The organism is Jeotgalicoccus halotolerans (assembly GCF_003387165.1).
Taxonomy (GTDB): Bacteria; Bacillota; Bacilli; order Staphylococcales; family Salinicoccaceae; genus Jeotgalicoccus; species Jeotgalicoccus halotolerans.
Map to the genome: position 1 here is coordinate 133,861 of NZ_QUMW01000010.1, position 18,102 is coordinate 151,962.

Below are 18,102 nucleotides of genomic sequence, written 5' to 3' on the forward strand. Positions count from 1 at the left end.
CGGGGCGTCTTTTTATAGACTTAAAAGCACTTCTTAATTTAGTCATCACGTTCGCTGTTAAGAATTTCTAAGCTTTCTGCATCAATTGTGTATTCATATTTCTGACTTTCGTAAATAAGGTCGATGTCGTACTCAGCTACTCCGTCATCCATACTCAAGGACCATTCTCTAACTTCACCACCGCCGAGATCGGCAATTGCTTCATCGATAGCATCATATGCTTCGTTTAATGAACCGTAATCGACAACGTCATTCTGATCATCGTCGTCTTCCTGTTCAGTTCTGACATCAACAGTTTCTTCTGTGTCATGATCAACTATGACTTCAGATTCTTCGCTGCCGTTATTTAGATTTATTTTATAAACCCATCCATTTCCTTCATTCTCGAAAGAAATTTCATGGATATTACCTTCAGCCTCTTCTTCAGCAAGGGAAATAGCATCATCTGCAGTCAAGCTGATGTCTTCCAGCGCTATTGTTTCAGATCCAGTTTCAGAACTAGAACTGCTGTCACTTTTATCATTTGATGTGCCTTCTGTTTCAGTGCTTTCAGCTTCTTCAGATGTATTACTGTTAGAATCACTCGAACCTGACGGGTCTGCAGATGTCTCTTCATCTGATTCATCACTGCTGTCTTCGTTGCCGTCTTCAGTATTTTCTTCCGTCGCAGCATCGTTGTCCGTGCCTCCGTAATCCGTGCTTGTTTCCTGATCATCCTCAGTTGTTTCCTCGTCAGTTACCGGACCGCCTTCAGTTTCTGTTGTATCTTCATTAGCTTCTTCTTCCTCATTGCCGCATGCTGCTAAAACCAGACTCGAAGCCAGCAGCAAACCAAATATTTTAATTTTCACTGTAAGCTCTCCTTTCAACTTGTTATTCATATAATATCCTGTTATTTTTACAAGCAAACATTTTTCATAAGTGATAAATCATTTATCATTTATACTGTTACGGATATAATGGAGATATTATGAAATTTTACAATAGGAGTGTTAATCAGTGACTGTATCGAAGAACAGCAATAATACAGATTATAAAGCACGTTACTTTCAGCTCCTCGCTGAAAAGTTTAATTCAGAAGAAAGAGTTGCGACAGAAATTATAAATTTGGAATCTATTTTGGAATTGCCAAAAGGAACTGAGCATTTTGTAAGTGATTTGCACGGGGAATTCCAGTCCTTCCAGCATGTGCTCAGAAACGGTTCGGGCAATGTGAAAGTAAAAATTGATGATATGTTTAAAGACCGTCTGACCGAACCTGAACTTAGCGAACTGGCTGCTCTCGTCTATTATCCTGAAGAAAAATTAAAGCTGATTACAAATCAGTTTACGGATAAAAATGAACTGGCTGACTGGTATAAAACTAAGATTGAACAGCTGATTGAGCTTGTCGCTCATTCTTCTTCAAAATATACTCGCTCCAAATTACGTAAAGCACTGCCTCAGCAATTTGCTTACATAATTGAAGAACTGCTGTACAAGAAAGATGAACACGATAATAAAAAAAGATATTACGATCGCATTTTAAGCGAAATTATCGAACTAGGTCAGGCAAACAAATTAATTACCGGTCTTTCTTTTACCATCCAGAGACTGGTTGTTGACCATCTTCACGTTGTCGGTGATATTTATGACCGCGGTCCCGAGCCTGATAAAATTATGGATACTTTAATTGACTATCACTCTGTCGATATTCAATGGGGAAATCATGATGTCCTCTGGCTCGGGGCTTATGCCGGTTCCAAAGTATGTCTGGCAAATATTATACGTATCTGTGCGCGTTACAATAATCTCGACATTATTGAAGATGCATACGGTATTAATCTCCGTCCACTATTTACATTCGCCGAAAAATATTACGATGATAATCCTGCCTTCCACCCGAAAAAAACATCTGACAAAATTTTATCAGCACACGAACAGCTCCAGATGACAAAAGTTCAGCAGGCTATATCGATTATCCAGTTTAAGCTGGAAGCACCGATTATTAAAAGGCGTCCGAACTTTGACATGAATGACCGGCTGGTGCTGGAAAATGTTAATTACGACACGATGGAATATATGATGGACGGTAAAGTTTACCCGCTTGAAAATACGTGCTTCCAAACTGTTGATCCTAATAATCCCGCGGCACTTACCGATGAAGAAATGGATGTTATGAATACGCTCCTTATATCAGTGCAGCAATCAGAAAAACTTAAAAGACATATGAATTTCATGATGAAAAAAGGTAATCTTTACTTGCGTTATAACGGTAACCTGCTGATTCACGGGTGTATTCCGGTGACGGAAGATTGTGAAATGGAAGGGATGGAAATCGACGGTCAAATATATTACGGCCGTGAACTCCTCGACCAGTTCGAAAAATACTTGCGCCAGGCATTTGTGAATCTCGACGAAACCGAGGATCTTGCCACGGATTTAATCTGGTACTTATGGACCGGAAAAAAATCATCGCTGTTCGGAAAACGCGCCATGACAACTTTTGAAAGATACTTTATCAGTGACAAAGCAACTCATAAAGAAGAAAAAAACCCATACTATTATTTACGCGAGCAGCCCGAAATGGCAAAAGCTTTCTTAAAAGAGTTCCATTTAGATCCTGAAGAAGGCCATATTATAAACGGGCATACACCTGTTAAAGAAAAGGAGGGTGAAAACCCTATTAAAGCCGACGGCAAGTTGATTGTTATCGACGGCGGTTTTTCCAAAGCTTACCAGTCCGCAACAGGTATTGCCGGCTATACTCTGCTGTTTAATTCCTACGGCATGCAGCTGGTGGCTCATCAGGAATTTAACTCCAAAGACAAAGTACTGGAGAACGAATCTGATGTACTCGCAGTCAGAAGAATCGTCGATGAAGAACTCGAACGTAAAAAAGTCAGAGATACAGAAATCGGTAGACGTTTAAGGTATGAAATTTCCATGCTTAAAGACTTGATGAAACACCGTTATATTAATTAAAGATAAGCACTAAAAATAACGTCCGCAAATTACTGCGGGCGTTATTTTGCCATTATAACTTATTTGCTGTAGAGCCTCCGTCGACAGTTAGAGTATTTGCTGTCATAAACGAAGAGTCATCTGAAACTAAGAATAAGGCTGCTCTAGCCGTCTCTTCAGATGTACCAAGGCAATCGATTGCAGTAATATCCGATAAGTACTCTTTCGTTTCTGATGGAGCAACTGATAAAACATTATGTGATTTTATCCACAAATGACAAATTATAATTTCTATGTCTGCAAAGTGTGTAAAAAGGGTAATAGCTGATAATATCGCGCTTTACTTAAATGATACAGAAAGGAGAATTTTATGCCTTCTTTAACAGTTGGTTTGATTCCAGCGCCCCGGATGCCCCGTGCATTGGTTGAAAAAATTATTGAAGAATTGCCGAAGCTTGCTGGAGAGTTCATAGACAATGATTGTGATTGGAAATTTGAATGTGAAGAAAGTATTCTGACGAGTTCTTCTGAATATCTTAATGAAACGATTAAAAGAATGGTTAATATAAAAGAGCGAAATAAATGGGATTATGTGATAGGTATTACTGATTTACCGAGCTTATCCAATAATAAAGTTGTTGTATCGGAATTTGATTCCCATAAATCGGTGTCTCTCCTTTCTCTTCCTGCTCTCGGTTTCTTAATTTTAAAAAGAAAATTAAATAGGATGGTAATACATCATCTCGAATATTTATACAGATATAACACAGACAGTGATTCATTCGACAGCAGCAAGCTCAGTACCCCGACGGTCATGAATATATCTCCTGAAACACCTGGAGAGGAAAATGAGAGTACCAATCGCTACATTATAAAATCATATGTAATCGGCTGGTTAAAAATCGTTTTAGGAATGACATATATTAATGAACCCTGGACGATTGTCAATAATTTTAAAACGCTGGTATCGCTGGCTTTTGCTACTGGTACATACATTTCGATATTCTCCACTCCATGGCAGCTCAGTATAGACTACCACGCCTGGCGTCTGATAACATTAACGCTGTTCTCTGTAATAGGGATAGTCTTTTGGTTAATTTATGCTCATGGGCTATGGGAAGGCCGTTCTGCAAAAACTTCAGTTCATTACCGCTGGCTCTACAATCTTACAAGCTTTATGACACTTCTGTTTGTTACTGTCATTAACTACTTTATTCTTTATTTGCTGCTTGCGGTATCTATTACTATGTTTGTGCCGCCGGGAATCTTTAATGACTGGACACAAGCTGATACAGATTTCACGGTAATGAATTATATAAATCTGATTTGGTTTACAACTTCTCTCGGTTTATTGGCAGGCGCCTTGGGTTCTACTGCCGAAAGCGATGAGAAGATCAGGAGTGTGACCTATTCTTACCGTCAGCAATATCGCTATAATCAATTACAGGAAGATGATGAAGACGACGATGAATCTAATTAAAAAGTCAGGAGGAATATCATGGCTCGTTTAGGTATAATCTCTGCACCGGGTACGGCAAGAAATATCACCAGTAAAATTAAAGATGAGCTGGCCGAAAATTTAAAAGAACGGCTGTCTCAAAGTGATGATTGGCAAATAGATATCATTGTCGATCCATTGACAGGTGAAACTGAGTTTACAAAGAAGATTTACGCACGAACGGAAGAATATTTACAAGAAAATGGTTGGGATTATTTAATCAGCATTACCGATTTACCTCTATTTTATAATGATAAAGCAGTAGTGGTTGATATAGATACTTCCGATGGCGTTGCTATGATATCCATTCCTGCTTTTGGATGGCGGCCGCTTAAAAAGAGAGTTCAGACCGCAATCATTAATACTGTCAGTATTATTAAAGAGGTTACTGATAACGGTGATGATATTGAAGAAGGAATTAAGGATGAAATTCATGCCTTAAATAATATGTTCACCTTCTCAAAGCTCCGTTATACAAAAGATTTCTTTGAGAAGTCCGAAACTAAACATCTGCTCTTTCACATGACCACTAAAGCCGGTGGGACTTTCAGGCTGGTGACCGGAATGACTTTCGCTAATAACCCCTACAACATGATGCAAAGTTTGAGCGGGGTTACAGCTATCGCATTTGCTACCGGTGCATTTGGTATTATTTTCTCGACAATGTGGAATCTGAGCTATCTATTCCCAACATGGCGTCTAGCAGCGATTTCGGTTCTTTCCATCCTTGGAATGCTGCTCTGGATTATTGTATCTCACGATTTGTGGGAGAACTTTAAAGAAGGACAAAGCCGCCGCATGACTTCACTGTATAACAGCACGACTTTGCTCACTTTATTTATCTCATTGCTGTTTTATTACTTTCTTCTCTATCTTCTGTTCTTGACAGCAGGAGTGACTCTGCTTCCGCCTGACTTTATCGCAACAACCATAGAGGTTGAAAATATTGGCGTTAGATTCTATCTGGAGCTGGCATGGTTTGCTGCCTCGCTGACGACAGTTGCTGGTGCTATCGGTGCCGGTTTCCAGGATAAAGAAACTATACAGAAGAGTACTTATGGTTACCGTCAGCGCCTCCGCTACCAAGAAAGCCAGGAGGAAGACTCTGAGGAATCGGATTAGTTTATAGGTATGACAAGAGGGAATAATAGAAAACGTACAGATAAAATTAAAAAAAGGATGATGATTTTGACTAAGGATATTCCATTGTATCAACTTCATGATGGTTATAAAATACCTTCAATTGGCTTCGGCACTTCGGGTATCACTGGTAAGAAAGGAGCAGAAAGCGTTGAAAATGCTCTCCATAACGGTTACCGTCTGATTGATACGGCCATCCGTTATGAAAATGAGGGCGCTGTCGGCGCAGGCATACGCCGCAGTTCATTGCCGAGAGAAGAAATTTACGTTACCTCAAAACTGCGCGGCGGACTGTATGATTACAGTACAGCACTTGCTTCTATAGAAGAATCACTGTTCCGCACAGGACTGGATTATTTTGATTTATTTCTTCTGCACTGGCCAAATCCGAAACAAGACAAGTATGTCGAGGCTTGGAGTGCACTAATACAGGCTCAGAAAAACGGCTACATTCGTTCAATCGGTGTATCCAATTTTGAACCGGAACATATCGACCGTCTCAAAAAAGAAACAGTCGTCACACCTGTAATTAATCAGATTGAGCTGCACCCTTACTTTTCACAGGAAAGAGTCAGAAAATATAATTCAGATAACGAGATAGTTACTCAGGCCTGGAGCCCTCTCTCACGTGCGAGAACTGTTTTGCAGGATGAGACTTTAAATACATTGGCCAAGGAGAAAAATAAGGACACGGGTCAGATAGTGCTGCGCTGGCATTATCAGCATGGCGTTATACCTATTCCAAAAGCTTCCGGTACTGAACACCAGCTGTCCAACCTGGATATTTTCGACTTTGAGCTGTCAGATGCCGAAATGGAGAAAATCGATTCTCTTACTAGAGAAGACGGAAGAATTGACAAACAAGATCCTAATGAACACGAGGAGTTTTAAAGAAAGCATGGAGACTGGGACAAAAATCCTGAGGTAATAAGAGAAAAGGCTTGGAAATCTTAATTTTAAGATTTCCAAGCCTATTTTTATAGAATGAAGTATATTAAAGATAGGCTGCCGGACAATTTTTATCAAGCTCATTACCTTTAAAGTAACGCTAGGCTTTTTGGGCTGGCATGACAGAGTCTCATGTGCATCCCCACACCTTCATGCTTTATTTTCACTCTATAATATTATTTTCTTTTAAATATTCTTCCGCCACATCGTAAGGGCTTTCGTCTTCCACAGAGACACGGTAGTTCATATCCTGCATTTCTTCATCCGTAATCTTGCCTGCGAGTTTATTTAACGGTTCGACAATCTCCGGATATTCTTCAAGAAACTCCTGCTTAAACATCGGCGCGCCCTGGTAAGGCGGGAATACCGCTTCTGTATCTTCGAGTATCACCATATCGTATTCTCTCAGCTCGGCATCTGTTGCATAAGCATCCATCAGGTTGATATCTCCGCTTTCAATTGCCTGATAACGAAGCTGAGGTTCCATCGTTACCACCTCAGTGAAGTTCAGATTATACGCTTCTTGAAGCGCAGGATAACCATCTTCTGTTCTGTCATTAAATTCCATCGTAAAGCCGGGTTTCACAATGTCTTCAATTTCTCTCAGGTCTCCAATTGTTTCAAGACCGTGTTCTTCTGCAAAGTCTCTTTTCACAGCAAGTGTATATGTGTTATTAAATGCCATCGGTTCGAGCATCGTCATCTCAAATTGTTCATCCAGTGCAGCGTTAGCCTGCTCATATACTTTATCTGTCTCATTTGAATCCGGCGGGATATTCACAAGCTCTCCGAGCACGGTACCGGTAAATTCAAGATATCCATCGATATCATCAGATTCCAAAGCATTGAAAAGGAAGGATGTTTTACCCAGTCCATCTTCCACATTAACATTATAATCTGTTTCTTCTTCAATCAGTATTTTATACATATTTGTAATTATCGACGGTTCTGCTCCCAGCTTCCCTGCAATTGTCATACTGTCGCCGCGGTTTGTTAACAGCGGTGCAAGTGCTACAAGCAGTATAACGATTAAAATTGTGCCTACCAGAATCACTGCTTTTTTATACGACAGATTTTGAATAACTCTTAAAATAACATCGAAAAGTATCGCAAGCAAGGCTGCCGGTATCGCTCCGATTAATATAAGGTGCGTGTTATTACGATCAATCCCAAGCAGTATTAAATCTCCGAGTCCGCCTGCTCCAATTAGTGCAGCAAGCGTTGCAGTACCAATAATCAGCACCATTGCTGTACGTACACCCGCCATAATAACCGGCATCGCTATCGGCATCTCCACTTTTAAAAGCCGTCTCATCGGTTTCATTCCAATACCGCTGGCCGCTTCCACCAGTGAGTCATCCACCTCGGCGATGCCTGTATAAGTATTTCTCAGTATAGGAAGTAACGCATAAATAACGAGTGCTATAATTGCAGGCACAACACCGATACCAAACAGCGGTATCATCAATCCAAGCAGGGCAAGGGACGGTATTGTCTGGAGTACTGCCGCAATGTTAATGACTACTTCTGCTGTACGCTTCGTCTTTGTTAAAATAACGCCTAGCGGTATACCGATAACAGCTGCAATCAGCAATGCTATAAACGATATCTGAATATGTTCTATCAGTGTCGATAAAAGTTCACCTTTACGTGAATTGAGAGTTTCTAAAAATGTATTCATGCACTGTCACCGCGCTTATCTGATAAATGTTTAAAGACATCCCGCCTGCTTAACAGCTTATTCCCTTTTGCGGTTCTCACTGCAACAGCCTCATGCTCAGCAAATACTTTAAATGCATCTTCGATCTTAGTACTTTCTTCTACAAGCGGATAAACTGCTTCCTCAGCTTCAGCAGAATCTGCTCTGATAAATTCACCGATCGTCTCATTTTCTTCTCTCTGATAACCTATAAATTCCTGAACAAAGTCGTTTTTAGGAGCTGTTAAAAATTCTTCCGGCGTCCCAATCTGTTCGATTCGCCCCTCATTAAACAAGCAGATCCGGTCCCCAAGTTTCATTGCTTCTTTAATATCATGCGTGACAAACACTATTGTTTTTTTAATTTCCTGCTGCAGCGCTGTTAGATCATCTTGAAGACTTTCTCTCGTAATCGGATCGAGGGCGCTGAACGGCTCATCCATCAGAATAACGGGCGGGTCTGCTGCCAGTGCACGGATTACACCGACACGCTGCTGCTGACCGCCGGAGAGTTCAGCTGGTTTACGATCTTTGTATGTATCAGGATCGAGCCCCACCATCGTCATTAACTCAGCTGTTCTTTGATCGATATCTGCTTCTTTCCATTTTTTCATCTGGGGAACCTGAGCAATATTCTCTTTAATTGTCATATGCGGGAATAAAGCGATCTGCTGCAGCACATAGCCGATATCCCAGCGCATTTCATGCACTTCATAATCGCTTACCGGTTTATCTTTAAAGTAAATATAGCCTTCAGTCAACGGAATCAGTCTGTTAATCATTTTAAGAGTAGTTGTCTTTCCGCTTCCCGAAGGACCGATTAAAACGAAGAATTCTCCTTCTTTCACGTAAAAACTTGCATCTTCCACCGCAGTTTTGCTGCCGTAACGTTTTGTTACATTTTTAAATTCAATCATGTATTATCCGCTCCTCATAAATTTTAAGCCATTCATTATATGTATTAGAATAGGGAATAATAATATATACCCTAATTAGAACAAACATAAAAAGGGAATACTATAAATTATAAGATATTTTTTGGAGGCGATAATTATGTCCATGCAGTCAATAGTCGAAAATCAGCGCAAATATTATTATAAAAATCATACAAAATCGGTCAGGTTCCGTATCCGCCAGTTAAAAAAATTGAAGCTTGCTGTCGAAACTAATGAAAAGATGATTCTTGAAGCTTTAAATAAAGATCTCGAAAAATCAGAAGCCGAGGCTTTTATGACAGAAATCGGTATCGTTTATAAAGAATTTGATTACGTCATTAAACATCTAAGAAGCTGGAACTCTCCTGAAAAAGTGTCAGGTTCAATGATGAGTTTCCCAGCTAAAAATTATGTATACCGCGACCCCTACGGTGTTGTTCTTATTTTGTCGCCGTGGAATTATCCATTTAATTTAACGATGATGCCGCTGATTGGCGCTATTGCAGGCGGGAACTGTGCGCTTGTGAAACCTTCTGAAACCAGTCCGCATACAGCTGCAATTATAGAAAAAATATTGAATTATACTTTCAGCGAAAAGTATGTGTACTGCGCTCCCGCTGACACACCGCATGATGAAGTCAACAAACAGCAGTATGATTATATATTCTTTACAGGCAGCACCAGTGTCGGCAAAGAGATTATGGGTATTGCCAGCGAAACGCTGACACCAGTCACATTGGAGCTCGGCGGCAAAAGTCCCGTTGTAGTTGATGAAACTGCAAATATAGATGTTGCAGTTAAGCGTATCGCCTGGGGTAAATTTGTCAATGCGGGGCAAACCTGCGTCGCTCCCGATTACGTGATTATTCACAGTTCTAAAAAACAGGAGTTTATCGACCGGATGCTCAGTGAAATTGAAGAACGTTACAGTGACGCTGTGCACCGAGAAGACTATCCTAAAATTATTAATGAAAAACACTTTAGACGTTTATCAGGGCTGCTCGAAAATGAAATGGTTCTCGGCGGCAGTAAAAATTCAGACACGCAAAAAATTGCGCCCGCCCTCATGCCGAACAGCACCTTTGAAGCAGAGATTATGGAAGAGGAAATATTCGGCCCGATTCTGCCGGTAATCACTTACGATAATCTTCAGGATCTGGTTGCTTATCAGCAGACGCTGCCTAAACCGCTCGCCTTTTACATTTTCTCAGAAAACGATCGCAATGTTGAAACTCTATTGTCACGCTTGTCCTTCGGCGGCGGCTGCGTAAATGATACTCTGATGCATCTGTCACATCACGATATGCCGTTTGGAGGCGTCGGTGCGAGCGGAATGGGTCACTATCACGGCAAGTATTCATTCGATACTTTTACCCATGAAAAGAGCGTCGTAAAAAACAGTACAATCATTGATATTCCTGTACGCTATGCCCCATTTACCCAGGCAAAAAACAAGCTTTTCAGAAAGTTTTTAAGTTAAACTGGTATTAACAAAACATTTAAGGAGTGTATACAGATGAGTATTTTAGTTATTGGTGCAAACGGCGGCGTAGGGACCCACCTCGCGTCACAGCTTAAACAAAATTCAGTGGATTTCACAGCCGGTATCCGTAAAGAAGAACAGATTGCTGATTTTGAAAATAAAGATATGAAAACGCTGCTGATTGATGTCGAGAACGATTCTATAGAAGAAATGGCCGATAAGATGCAAGGCTTTGAACAGGTTGTTTTCTCAGTAGGTTCAGGCGGCAGCACAGGTGCCGATAAAACGATTATCGTTGATCTCGACGGCGCTGTAAAAGCAGTCGATGCCAGTAAACAGGCAGGAGTTGAACACTTTGTTATGGTCTCGACATGGGATTCAAGAAGAGAAGCTTTCGATACGCCTGATGCACAGAAAATTAAACCTTACACGATTGCGAAACACCATGCAGACGTCTATTTAAGGAATTCCGGTCTTACCCACACGATTGTTCATCCCGGTATGCTGACTGACGAAGGCGGTTCCGGCAAGGTCGATATCGATTTATACTTTGACGATATTAAAAACGTTGCACGTGAAAATGTGGCAGGAGTAATTTACGAAGTCGTTACTAAGGAAGAAAATCGCGGCAAAGAACTGCAGGTGGTGGACGGCAGCACTGATATAGCAGATGCTGTTAAGAACTTTAAAAATAAATAAAGTAAATTAAAAAGGCAAAAATCCAAATGGATTTTTGCCTTTTCTGTTAGTTTTAAACCGTTTAAGAGTTATGGACTATCCCGATCTTAACCCCGCTTCAACTTTTAATTGTTTACGACCAGCCGGTTATTTGAGCAACTACCAGAGCTCCTAAAGATATAAACATAAAGATTAAGAATAGCGGGAAGAAGAATTTAATCCACTTGTGCCACTCTACTCCTGCTATAGCGAGAGCCGCCATAAAGTATCCGCTGGTCGGATACAGGATATGTGCAAAACCATCTCCAAGCTGAAATGCAAGAACAGCTGTCTGACGCGTTACATCAACAAGATCGGCAAGTGGCGCCATAATCGGCATGGTAACCAGAGCCTGCCCCGATCCCGAAGGGATCACGAAGTTGATCATTAACTGGACGAAGTACATTCCTGCCGCTGCAAGCACAGGCGGTAACTCTCCGACTGCACTGCCGAGACCATTGACTATAGTGTCCATTACCTGACCATCTTCCAGAATAACGGCAACAGAACGTGCAAGACCGACGATTATGGCACCCATTAATACTTCTCTGAATCCTTTTGTAAATGCTTCACTAATACGCGTCAAGTTCAGTCCTGAAACGAGACCGACTACAACACCCATAATAATGAACAGTCCTGACATCTCTATCATAAACCAGTCTTGGGTAGTTACGCCCCAAATCAGTACAGCGAATGCTCCTGCAATCTGACGGCCCGTCGCTTTCAGCGGTTCATGTTCACCTATTGATGAGTACATTTCACGTTTTTCGGCATCTTCTTTATATACTAAACTTGATTCCGGATTTCTCTTTACTTTTTTTGCATATCTCATTTGTAACCTATATAAGCGCCCCCTAATACTACGAATTTCAATAAAAAAAGACGGGTCTATGACCCATCTTTACTAAGATTCGATAATTTTACCGTCTTTCATTTCCACAATACGCTCTGCATATTTCAGAATATCATTATCATGAGTTACCATCAGCACGGTAATATTCAATTCACGTGCCAGTCTTTCTATTAACTCCATTACTTCCACTGAGCGTTTTGAGTCGAGACTTGCTGTAGGCTCGTCGGCAAATAATATTTCCGGCTCATGAATAATTGCCCGGGCAATTGCCACACGCTGTTTTTCTCCGCCCGACATGTTTTCCGGATAACTGTCTCTATGTTCCCACATGTCAACGGTAGTCAGCGCATCTTCAATACGCGCTTCTCTCGATTTTTTGGACCATTTGGTTTCTGCAGTATCAAGCATCAGCTCGAGCTGTTCTTTCACAGTTAAAAATGGTACCAGATGTGCATGCTGGAAAACAAAGCCGAAATATTTTGCCCTCACTTCACGAACCTCTTCTGCATTCATTTCCGTCATATTTTTCCCGCTGAATTTAATTGAACCGCCGCTTAAATCCTGGAGCCCGGCAGCTATCGTCAGCAGCGTGCTTTTTCCTGAACCCGATGCGCCCACCAGCGCCGTCAGTTCACCTTTATTTAACTCCAGATCAATTCCCTTTAATATCTGCTCTTTTGTACTTCCATGCTTAAATTCTTTTTTTATATCTTCTAATTGAAATAAACTCATCTTAAGCACCTCCTTGGTTAATTGCCTGCATCGGTTCTACTTTTTTAATCTGGATGCCCGACAGCGTCGCTCCGATAAAGCCGATAATAATAAATGCAAGTGATGAGAGCATTACCATATTAAGCGTTAAGTGGAATGGCATGCCGCTTGGTGCCAGTACATTAAACAGCTGACTGATACCGACAGCTAACAGCAATGAAATAATGGTGATAATAAACATCTGCGCCCACATCATTTTAAACAGTGCAGAAGTCTTAACCCCAATCGCTTTTAAAATGCCAAATGTACCTAATTTCTGCACATTTATCATGTAGAAGAATATCGCAAACAGCATGCCGCTGATAACGTACAAAAATATTATAATCATATTAAGCGACAACTGCTCAGCGCTGTAGCTCGGAATCGTATTTAAGAAGTCTCCATTGCCGAATGCGGACAGTTCATCGACCGGCTGATCTGTTTCAGTTGTAAACGCCAGCTGGAATGTATCTGTATTATACATTTCAAAGAAATCTTCATTGTTAATAAAACCGACTGAAGAGTGGCTGAACTTTTCTTCTTCGGCAAATCCTGTAATTGTCAGCTCTTTATCCAGGAGACCGCTTGAAATTGTGTCGCCAATTTTAAATCCTTCTTCTTCAAAAGCCTGATCCAGCACAATTTCCCCAGATTCTGTTTCAGGGAAATACTCATTATCCGAAGCACTCACAAAGGCCAGACTGTGTTTCTGGTCGCTTGCATCATTAAATTCACCCATTTGAATAGAAAATAATGTTGCGTTTGGATCTTCTTCTTTCAAATTACTAATCTGCTCATCCGACAGTGCAGAGAAACTGTGATTTTCTTCTGCACTGTCTTCCATATAAAATGTACCTTCCGGCATATTTTTGATCAAAGCCGCATTGTCCTGGGACAAACCGTTCGCAAGGCCTGAGATACTTAATGTTAACAGGCTGATCAGAAATATAATCGAACCGAGAATTGTATACCGCAGTTTATATTTTCTCATTTCTTTCCATGCCATCTTCATTAAAAAATCCTCCTCGTTATCATCTATGAGTTATAATATATACCTGTAATATGAACTCACTATGAACGAGGAGGAAAAATTATTCTGTTGTATCTACAGGAATCCTGACTGTAAAGGTGGTGCCGCTCCCGCTGCTTCTCACATTGATTGTACCGTTATGCAGTTCAAGTATTTTCTTAACGATGGATAAACCGAGTCCGGCACCGCCTACACTACTGGTACGTGCGGCATCTACACGGTAGAATCTGTCAAAAATTTTATCGATGCTCGTATTATCGATACCTTTCCCGGTATCGCTGATTGTTATAACTGTATGAGCCTGATATCTAATCATTTCTATATCTATGCTGCCCGCATCGTCGTTATATTTAACAGCATTTGACAACAGATTATCCCAAACGGTGTTCATCAATGCTTTATCCGCCTTGATTTCAGTATCCTGAAGTTTGTGAGACAGCATTAAGCCTTTTTCATTAATCTTCCATTCGTAAACTTTAATCAGCCTCTCGAGCTGTTCTTTTAAATTATAAAATTCTTTTCTCAGCATGTAATCTTCATGATCGATTGAGGAAAGAACCAGGAGCTGTTCTGTCATGGTCGACAGCCTGTCTATTTCAAAATCCACTGTTTCTGTATATTCACTCCGTTCAGCTGCTGTGAGCGGTTTATTTAACAGCTTATTGTAGCCTTTAATACTCGACAGCGGAGACTGAATATCATGGGATATATTTGAAATAAAATCCTTCTGAATTTTATCATTGTATGCAATCTGTTTAGACATGCTGACAAAGTTCGCTGACAATTCACCGAGCTCATCTTTTCGGTTTGTATCGAGATCGCGTATCGAGTAATCTCCAGAAGCCAGGAGCTTCGTCGCTTCACTCAATTTGGTCACGGGCTTAATCAGGAAATGCGCGCTGATAAATACTAGAACAATACTTAAGAGGACCGTCAGCATAAATAAAATACCGAATAAAAGATGCATTTCATTAAACAGCAGATTAATATCCGGACGCATAAATAAAGCATAAACGGTGCCTTCATGCTGAACCGGCACACCGATAGTATTGCTCAGTTCGTTAGCAAAAAAACCGGTAACAAATATTTCCGCTTCAAAATTTGCCATCCCGTGATAAATTTCACCGGCAAGCACATCGCTGACCACATCCGGAGACAGATTGTGCTCATTGAACTCCGCTCCAAAAAACTGAGTGTTGCCGCTGTCGTCTGCCAGATACATCTGATAACCGGCATCTGCAATTGTTTCCAGATAATCCTCGATATTCATCCCGGGCTGCGCTTCGATAAAAGCGCCCACTTCAGAAGCAATAGCTGTATTTTTTTCATCGTTGCTTTCTTTCAAATTATATTGATAATAAGCATTAGACACGACAAAAGCGATAAAGAAACTGAGTATCATAATACCAAGTGTCATAACGACAAATTTTACGTATAATGACTTCATAAAACCGGCTCCAGAAAGTAGCCGACACCGCGTACGGTCTTAATCGTAAAATCCGCTGTCAATTTTGAAAACCGGGTTCTCAGCCTTTTAATATGAACATCGACAGTGCGTTCATCTCCTTCATAAAACACTCCCCATATCTGCTCGATCAGCTGCTCTCTTGAGAAAACCTGGCCTGGATGAGCTGCCAGCAGCTGCAGAAGTTCGAACTCTTTTAACGGCAGCATGTAGGTCTTATCTTCAATTTCGACGGTATACTTATCAGGATAAATACTGACATTTCCGAGACGTATTGAATCAGCTTCTCCTTCTGTTTTATAACGGCGCAGCAGCGCCTCTATTCTGAAAATCAGTTCCTTCGGCTCAAACGGTTTGACGAGATAATCATCTGTTCCGGCTTTAAAGCCTTCTGCTTTATCATCAATGTGGCTTTTTGCTGTCAAGATAAGTACCGGAATGTCGTATTCATCGCGTATCGCTTTGGTCAATTCAAGCCCGTCCATGTATGGCATCATAACATCGACTACCGCAAGGGAGCACGGTGTTTCTTTTAGACGCTGGAGAGCTTCTCTCCCATCGTTTGCGGCTGCAACACGATATCCCGCTTCAGATAAATTCAATGTGACAAACTTTACTATATTAGGATCGTCATCGACGACCAGTATTCTCTCCATAGTGTTTCCCCCTCCGGCTCTTATTATTCGTAGTATATCATCAAATGACACTTCTTTTTAACATCGCGGTATGTACAAAACGATAAATATTCTCCATAATTAACAGTTGGATTAATGACAGGAGGACTTTAATTTGAAAAAGCAAATACAGCCTTTGATTTGGCGCTGGCATCTTTTTGCCGGCTTAGTCTTGGCGCCTTTTCTTCTTATTATTGCCATTACAGGAGCAATATATCTGTTCAGAGTAGACATCGAAGAATACATATATAAAGATTATTATAATATCGAGGCTGAAAGCGAACAGCTTCCGCCAAGCGATCTTGCTTTCACGGCTTTAAATACTGTCGGCAGCGGGGACATTACCCGCTACCGTCCGGGAGAGGATGATACCCGTTCTGCTGAAGTCGGCATAACAGACGGAGACGGTGAATCATTAACGGTCTTTATTAATCCTTACAACCGCGAAGTGCTGGGTATTATTAACGACAGCACCCGGCCGATGGAAATCCTTGCCGCTCTGCACAGTGAACTGATGGCCGGAACTTTCGGCGACCGGATAGTCGAACTGGTGGCATGCTGGACAATTATTATGCTGATTTCAGGCTTGTTTCTGTGGTTTCCTAAAGCAAAAGTAAAAATTAAAGGTGTTTTCACCATCCGCTTTAATAAAGCCGGGCGTATCAGGCGCCGCGACCTGCATGCCGTCCCTGCCTTTTGGATCTCCGGAGGATTATTATTCTTCCTCTTATCGGGCATGCTGTGGACAGGCTTCTGGGGTACAGGCGTGCAGCAGCTGACAACTGCTTCCGGCGCTGGCTATCCGCCGTCAATCTGGGTAGGTCCGGCTCCAGAATCCGAGACTGTCGCAGAAGATATTGCGGATGTCTCATGGGCTGCAGAACAGATGCCGGTCGCAGATTCTGACCCTTCGTCAGGCTTCAGACAGGTTTCCATAGACGAAGTTATTAAGACTGCTGATGCAGCAGATACTCATCCGAGCTACGACATATTTTACCCTGCTTCTCCGGAAGGTGTCTTTACCTTATCCGTTTTCCCTCCGAAAGCACAGGATGAGGCAACGATACATATCGATCAGCATACAGGTGATGTTATCGCTGACTACCGCTATGATAATTACGGTCCGCTCGGCAAGGCAATGGCGCTTGCAATTACGATTCATAAAGGTTTGGAGTTCGGTCTCTTGAACCAGATTATTGGAGTGATTATCTGTCTTGGATTAATCGGTATGGTCATTACGGGTGTATACATGTGGTGGAAACGGAAACCGAAAGGTAAAAGCGGTGCACCAAAAGCTAAAAGTATATTTGAATTTAAAGGTATGCTCTCTGTACTAATCATACTCGGCCTTATATTCCCGCTCGTCGGTCTGTCGCTGATTATTTTATTCCTGCTGGACAGGCTTATTATTAGAAACAATGAAAAACTCCGCCGCTGGCTGAATTATTAAGGAGGAACAGCATGTATAAATATTTAATTTTAATAATTTCTCTTCTGTTCCTTTCCGGCTGCAATATTGTAGATGACGATACACACGATAAATATAATAAGACACCGAAGGCAAATATCGTTATTGATACAGAAAACATTACCTCTGTCGGCCCTGCCGAACAGCTGACAATTCATGTCCTGGAAGACGGCAGCCCAGTTGATAATGCCGATATTACCCTGTCTATGTGGGCAGCGAAAGAAGCTGAAGTATGGCACGAGGAATACGAAGTATCATTTCTCTCAAACAGGGAATATACAGCGGAAATAAATATTCCGCGGGATGGTTTGTATCTGATTAAAGCACACGTTTCAAGTGATAATATCGATGCTGTGCCGACTAAATACTTTACTGTCGGTGAACTGGATATGTTCGAAGAAGTATTTCTGCAGGAATTCAGTAATGACGACAGTATTGAAATAAACAGCCATCATTAAAAAAATGGCGCCCCGTGTATATTAAACGGGGTGCCATTTTT

17 protein-coding genes are annotated in these 18,102 nt (G+C 41.3%); 8 read left to right on the plus strand and 9 right to left on the minus strand.

Going from position 1 to position 18,102, the window contains the following annotated elements; translation table 11 throughout:
• Positions 1–38: 38 nt before the first annotated feature.
• On the minus strand, positions 39–851 hold the full coding sequence (locus DFR63_RS05450) for a PepSY domain-containing protein (RefSeq protein WP_162842291.1): 813 nt from the start codon (positions 849–851) through the stop codon (positions 39–41).
• 148 nt (positions 852–999) lie between these two features.
• Between DFR63_RS05450 and DFR63_RS05455 the strand changes: the two genes are divergently transcribed.
• Positions 1,000–2,964, plus strand: a complete 1,965-nt coding sequence (locus DFR63_RS05455; protein WP_115884931.1) for a fructose-1,6-bisphosphatase — start codon at positions 1,000–1,002, stop codon at positions 2,962–2,964.
• Between the two features lie 52 nt (positions 2,965–3,016).
• Here the strand turns inward: DFR63_RS05455 and DFR63_RS05460 are convergent, their stop codons facing one another.
• Positions 3,017–3,217, minus strand: coding sequence for an SDR family oxidoreductase (locus DFR63_RS05460; RefSeq protein ID WP_245954141.1), 201 nt, complete (start codon positions 3,215–3,217; stop codon positions 3,017–3,019).
• Between the two features lie 96 nt (positions 3,218–3,313).
• Between DFR63_RS05460 and DFR63_RS05465 the strand changes: the two genes are divergently transcribed.
• The 3 genes from DFR63_RS05465 (at position 3,314) to DFR63_RS05475 (ending at position 6,472) form a co-directional block, all read left to right on the plus strand.
• Positions 3,314–4,423 (plus strand): hypothetical protein, encoded by a 1,110-nt coding sequence (locus DFR63_RS05465; protein ID WP_115884933.1) that lies wholly within the window; start codon positions 3,314–3,316, stop codon positions 4,421–4,423.
• 18 nt (positions 4,424–4,441) lie between these two features.
• Complete coding sequence (locus DFR63_RS05470; RefSeq protein ID WP_115884934.1) at positions 4,442–5,563, plus strand: 5,10-methylene-tetrahydrofolate dehydrogenase; 1,122 nt, start codon at positions 4,442–4,444, stop codon at positions 5,561–5,563.
• A gap of 63 nt (positions 5,564–5,626) precedes the next feature.
• Positions 5,627–6,472 carry an aldo/keto reductase gene (locus DFR63_RS05475; RefSeq protein WP_245954147.1) on the plus strand — a complete coding sequence of 282 codons (846 nt, stop codon included), beginning with the start codon at positions 5,627–5,629 and terminating at the stop codon, positions 6,470–6,472.
• Positions 6,473–6,692: 220 nt separating this feature from the next.
• On the opposite strand, the gene DFR63_RS05480 is transcribed toward DFR63_RS05475, so the two are convergent.
• Together DFR63_RS05480 and DFR63_RS05485 are read right to left on the minus strand one after the other, a co-directional pair.
• Positions 6,693–8,210: an ABC transporter permease/substrate-binding protein gene (locus DFR63_RS05480; RefSeq protein ID WP_115884935.1), complete on the minus strand. Its 1,518-nt coding sequence runs from the start codon at positions 8,208–8,210 to the stop codon at positions 6,693–6,695.
• Positions 8,207–9,145: an ABC transporter ATP-binding protein gene (locus tag DFR63_RS05485; RefSeq protein ID WP_115884936.1), complete on the minus strand. Its 939-nt coding sequence runs from the start codon at positions 9,143–9,145 to the stop codon at positions 8,207–8,209. Before DFR63_RS05485 ends, DFR63_RS05480 begins: the two co-directional genes overlap by 4 nt.
• Positions 9,146–9,281: 136 nt before the next feature.
• Between DFR63_RS05485 and DFR63_RS05490 the strand changes: the two genes are divergently transcribed.
• Both DFR63_RS05490 and DFR63_RS05495 read left to right on the plus strand, forming a co-directional pair.
• Positions 9,282–10,643 (plus strand): aldehyde dehydrogenase, encoded by a 1,362-nt coding sequence (locus tag DFR63_RS05490; RefSeq protein ID WP_115884937.1) that lies wholly within the window; start codon positions 9,282–9,284, stop codon positions 10,641–10,643.
• Between the two features lie 36 nt (positions 10,644–10,679).
• A complete protein-coding gene (locus tag DFR63_RS05495) occupies positions 10,680–11,345 on the plus strand; it encodes an SDR family oxidoreductase (RefSeq protein WP_115884938.1) in 666 nt (221 codons plus the stop codon).
• A gap of 112 nt (positions 11,346–11,457) precedes the next feature.
• Here DFR63_RS05495 and DFR63_RS05500 read toward each other — a convergent pair whose 3' ends face one another.
• From DFR63_RS05500 to DFR63_RS05520, 5 genes are all read right to left on the minus strand, one after another.
• Positions 11,458–12,195, minus strand: a complete 738-nt coding sequence (locus DFR63_RS05500; protein WP_115884939.1) for a Na+/H+ antiporter NhaC family protein — start codon at positions 12,193–12,195, stop codon at positions 11,458–11,460.
• A 72-nt stretch (positions 12,196–12,267) separates the two neighbouring features.
• On the minus strand, positions 12,268–12,948 hold the full coding sequence (locus DFR63_RS05505; RefSeq protein WP_115884940.1) for an ABC transporter ATP-binding protein: 681 nt from the start codon (positions 12,946–12,948) through the stop codon (positions 12,268–12,270).
• A 1-nt stretch (position 12,949) separates the two neighbouring features.
• Positions 12,950–13,978 (minus strand): ABC transporter permease, encoded by a 1,029-nt coding sequence (locus DFR63_RS05510; protein WP_115884941.1) that lies wholly within the window; start codon positions 13,976–13,978, stop codon positions 12,950–12,952.
• Between the two features lie 79 nt (positions 13,979–14,057).
• On the minus strand, positions 14,058–15,443 hold the full coding sequence (locus DFR63_RS05515; RefSeq protein WP_115884942.1) for a sensor histidine kinase: 1,386 nt from the start codon (positions 15,441–15,443) through the stop codon (positions 14,058–14,060).
• Complete coding sequence (locus tag DFR63_RS05520; protein WP_115884943.1) at positions 15,440–16,117, minus strand: response regulator transcription factor; 678 nt, start codon at positions 16,115–16,117, stop codon at positions 15,440–15,442. The genes DFR63_RS05515 and DFR63_RS05520 overlap by 4 nt, the downstream gene beginning before the upstream one ends.
• A gap of 133 nt (positions 16,118–16,250) precedes the next feature.
• On the opposite strand from DFR63_RS05520, the gene DFR63_RS05525 reads away from it, so the two are divergent.
• Both DFR63_RS05525 and DFR63_RS05530 read left to right on the plus strand, forming a co-directional pair.
• Positions 16,251–17,585: a PepSY-associated TM helix domain-containing protein gene (locus DFR63_RS05525; protein WP_115884944.1), complete on the plus strand. Its 1,335-nt coding sequence runs from the start codon at positions 16,251–16,253 to the stop codon at positions 17,583–17,585.
• 11 nt (positions 17,586–17,596) lie between these two features.
• Entirely contained in the window at positions 17,597–18,061 is a 465-nt protein-coding gene (locus DFR63_RS05530; protein ID WP_115884945.1) for a FixH family protein, read from the plus strand.
• Positions 18,062–18,102 lie beyond the last annotated feature (41 nt).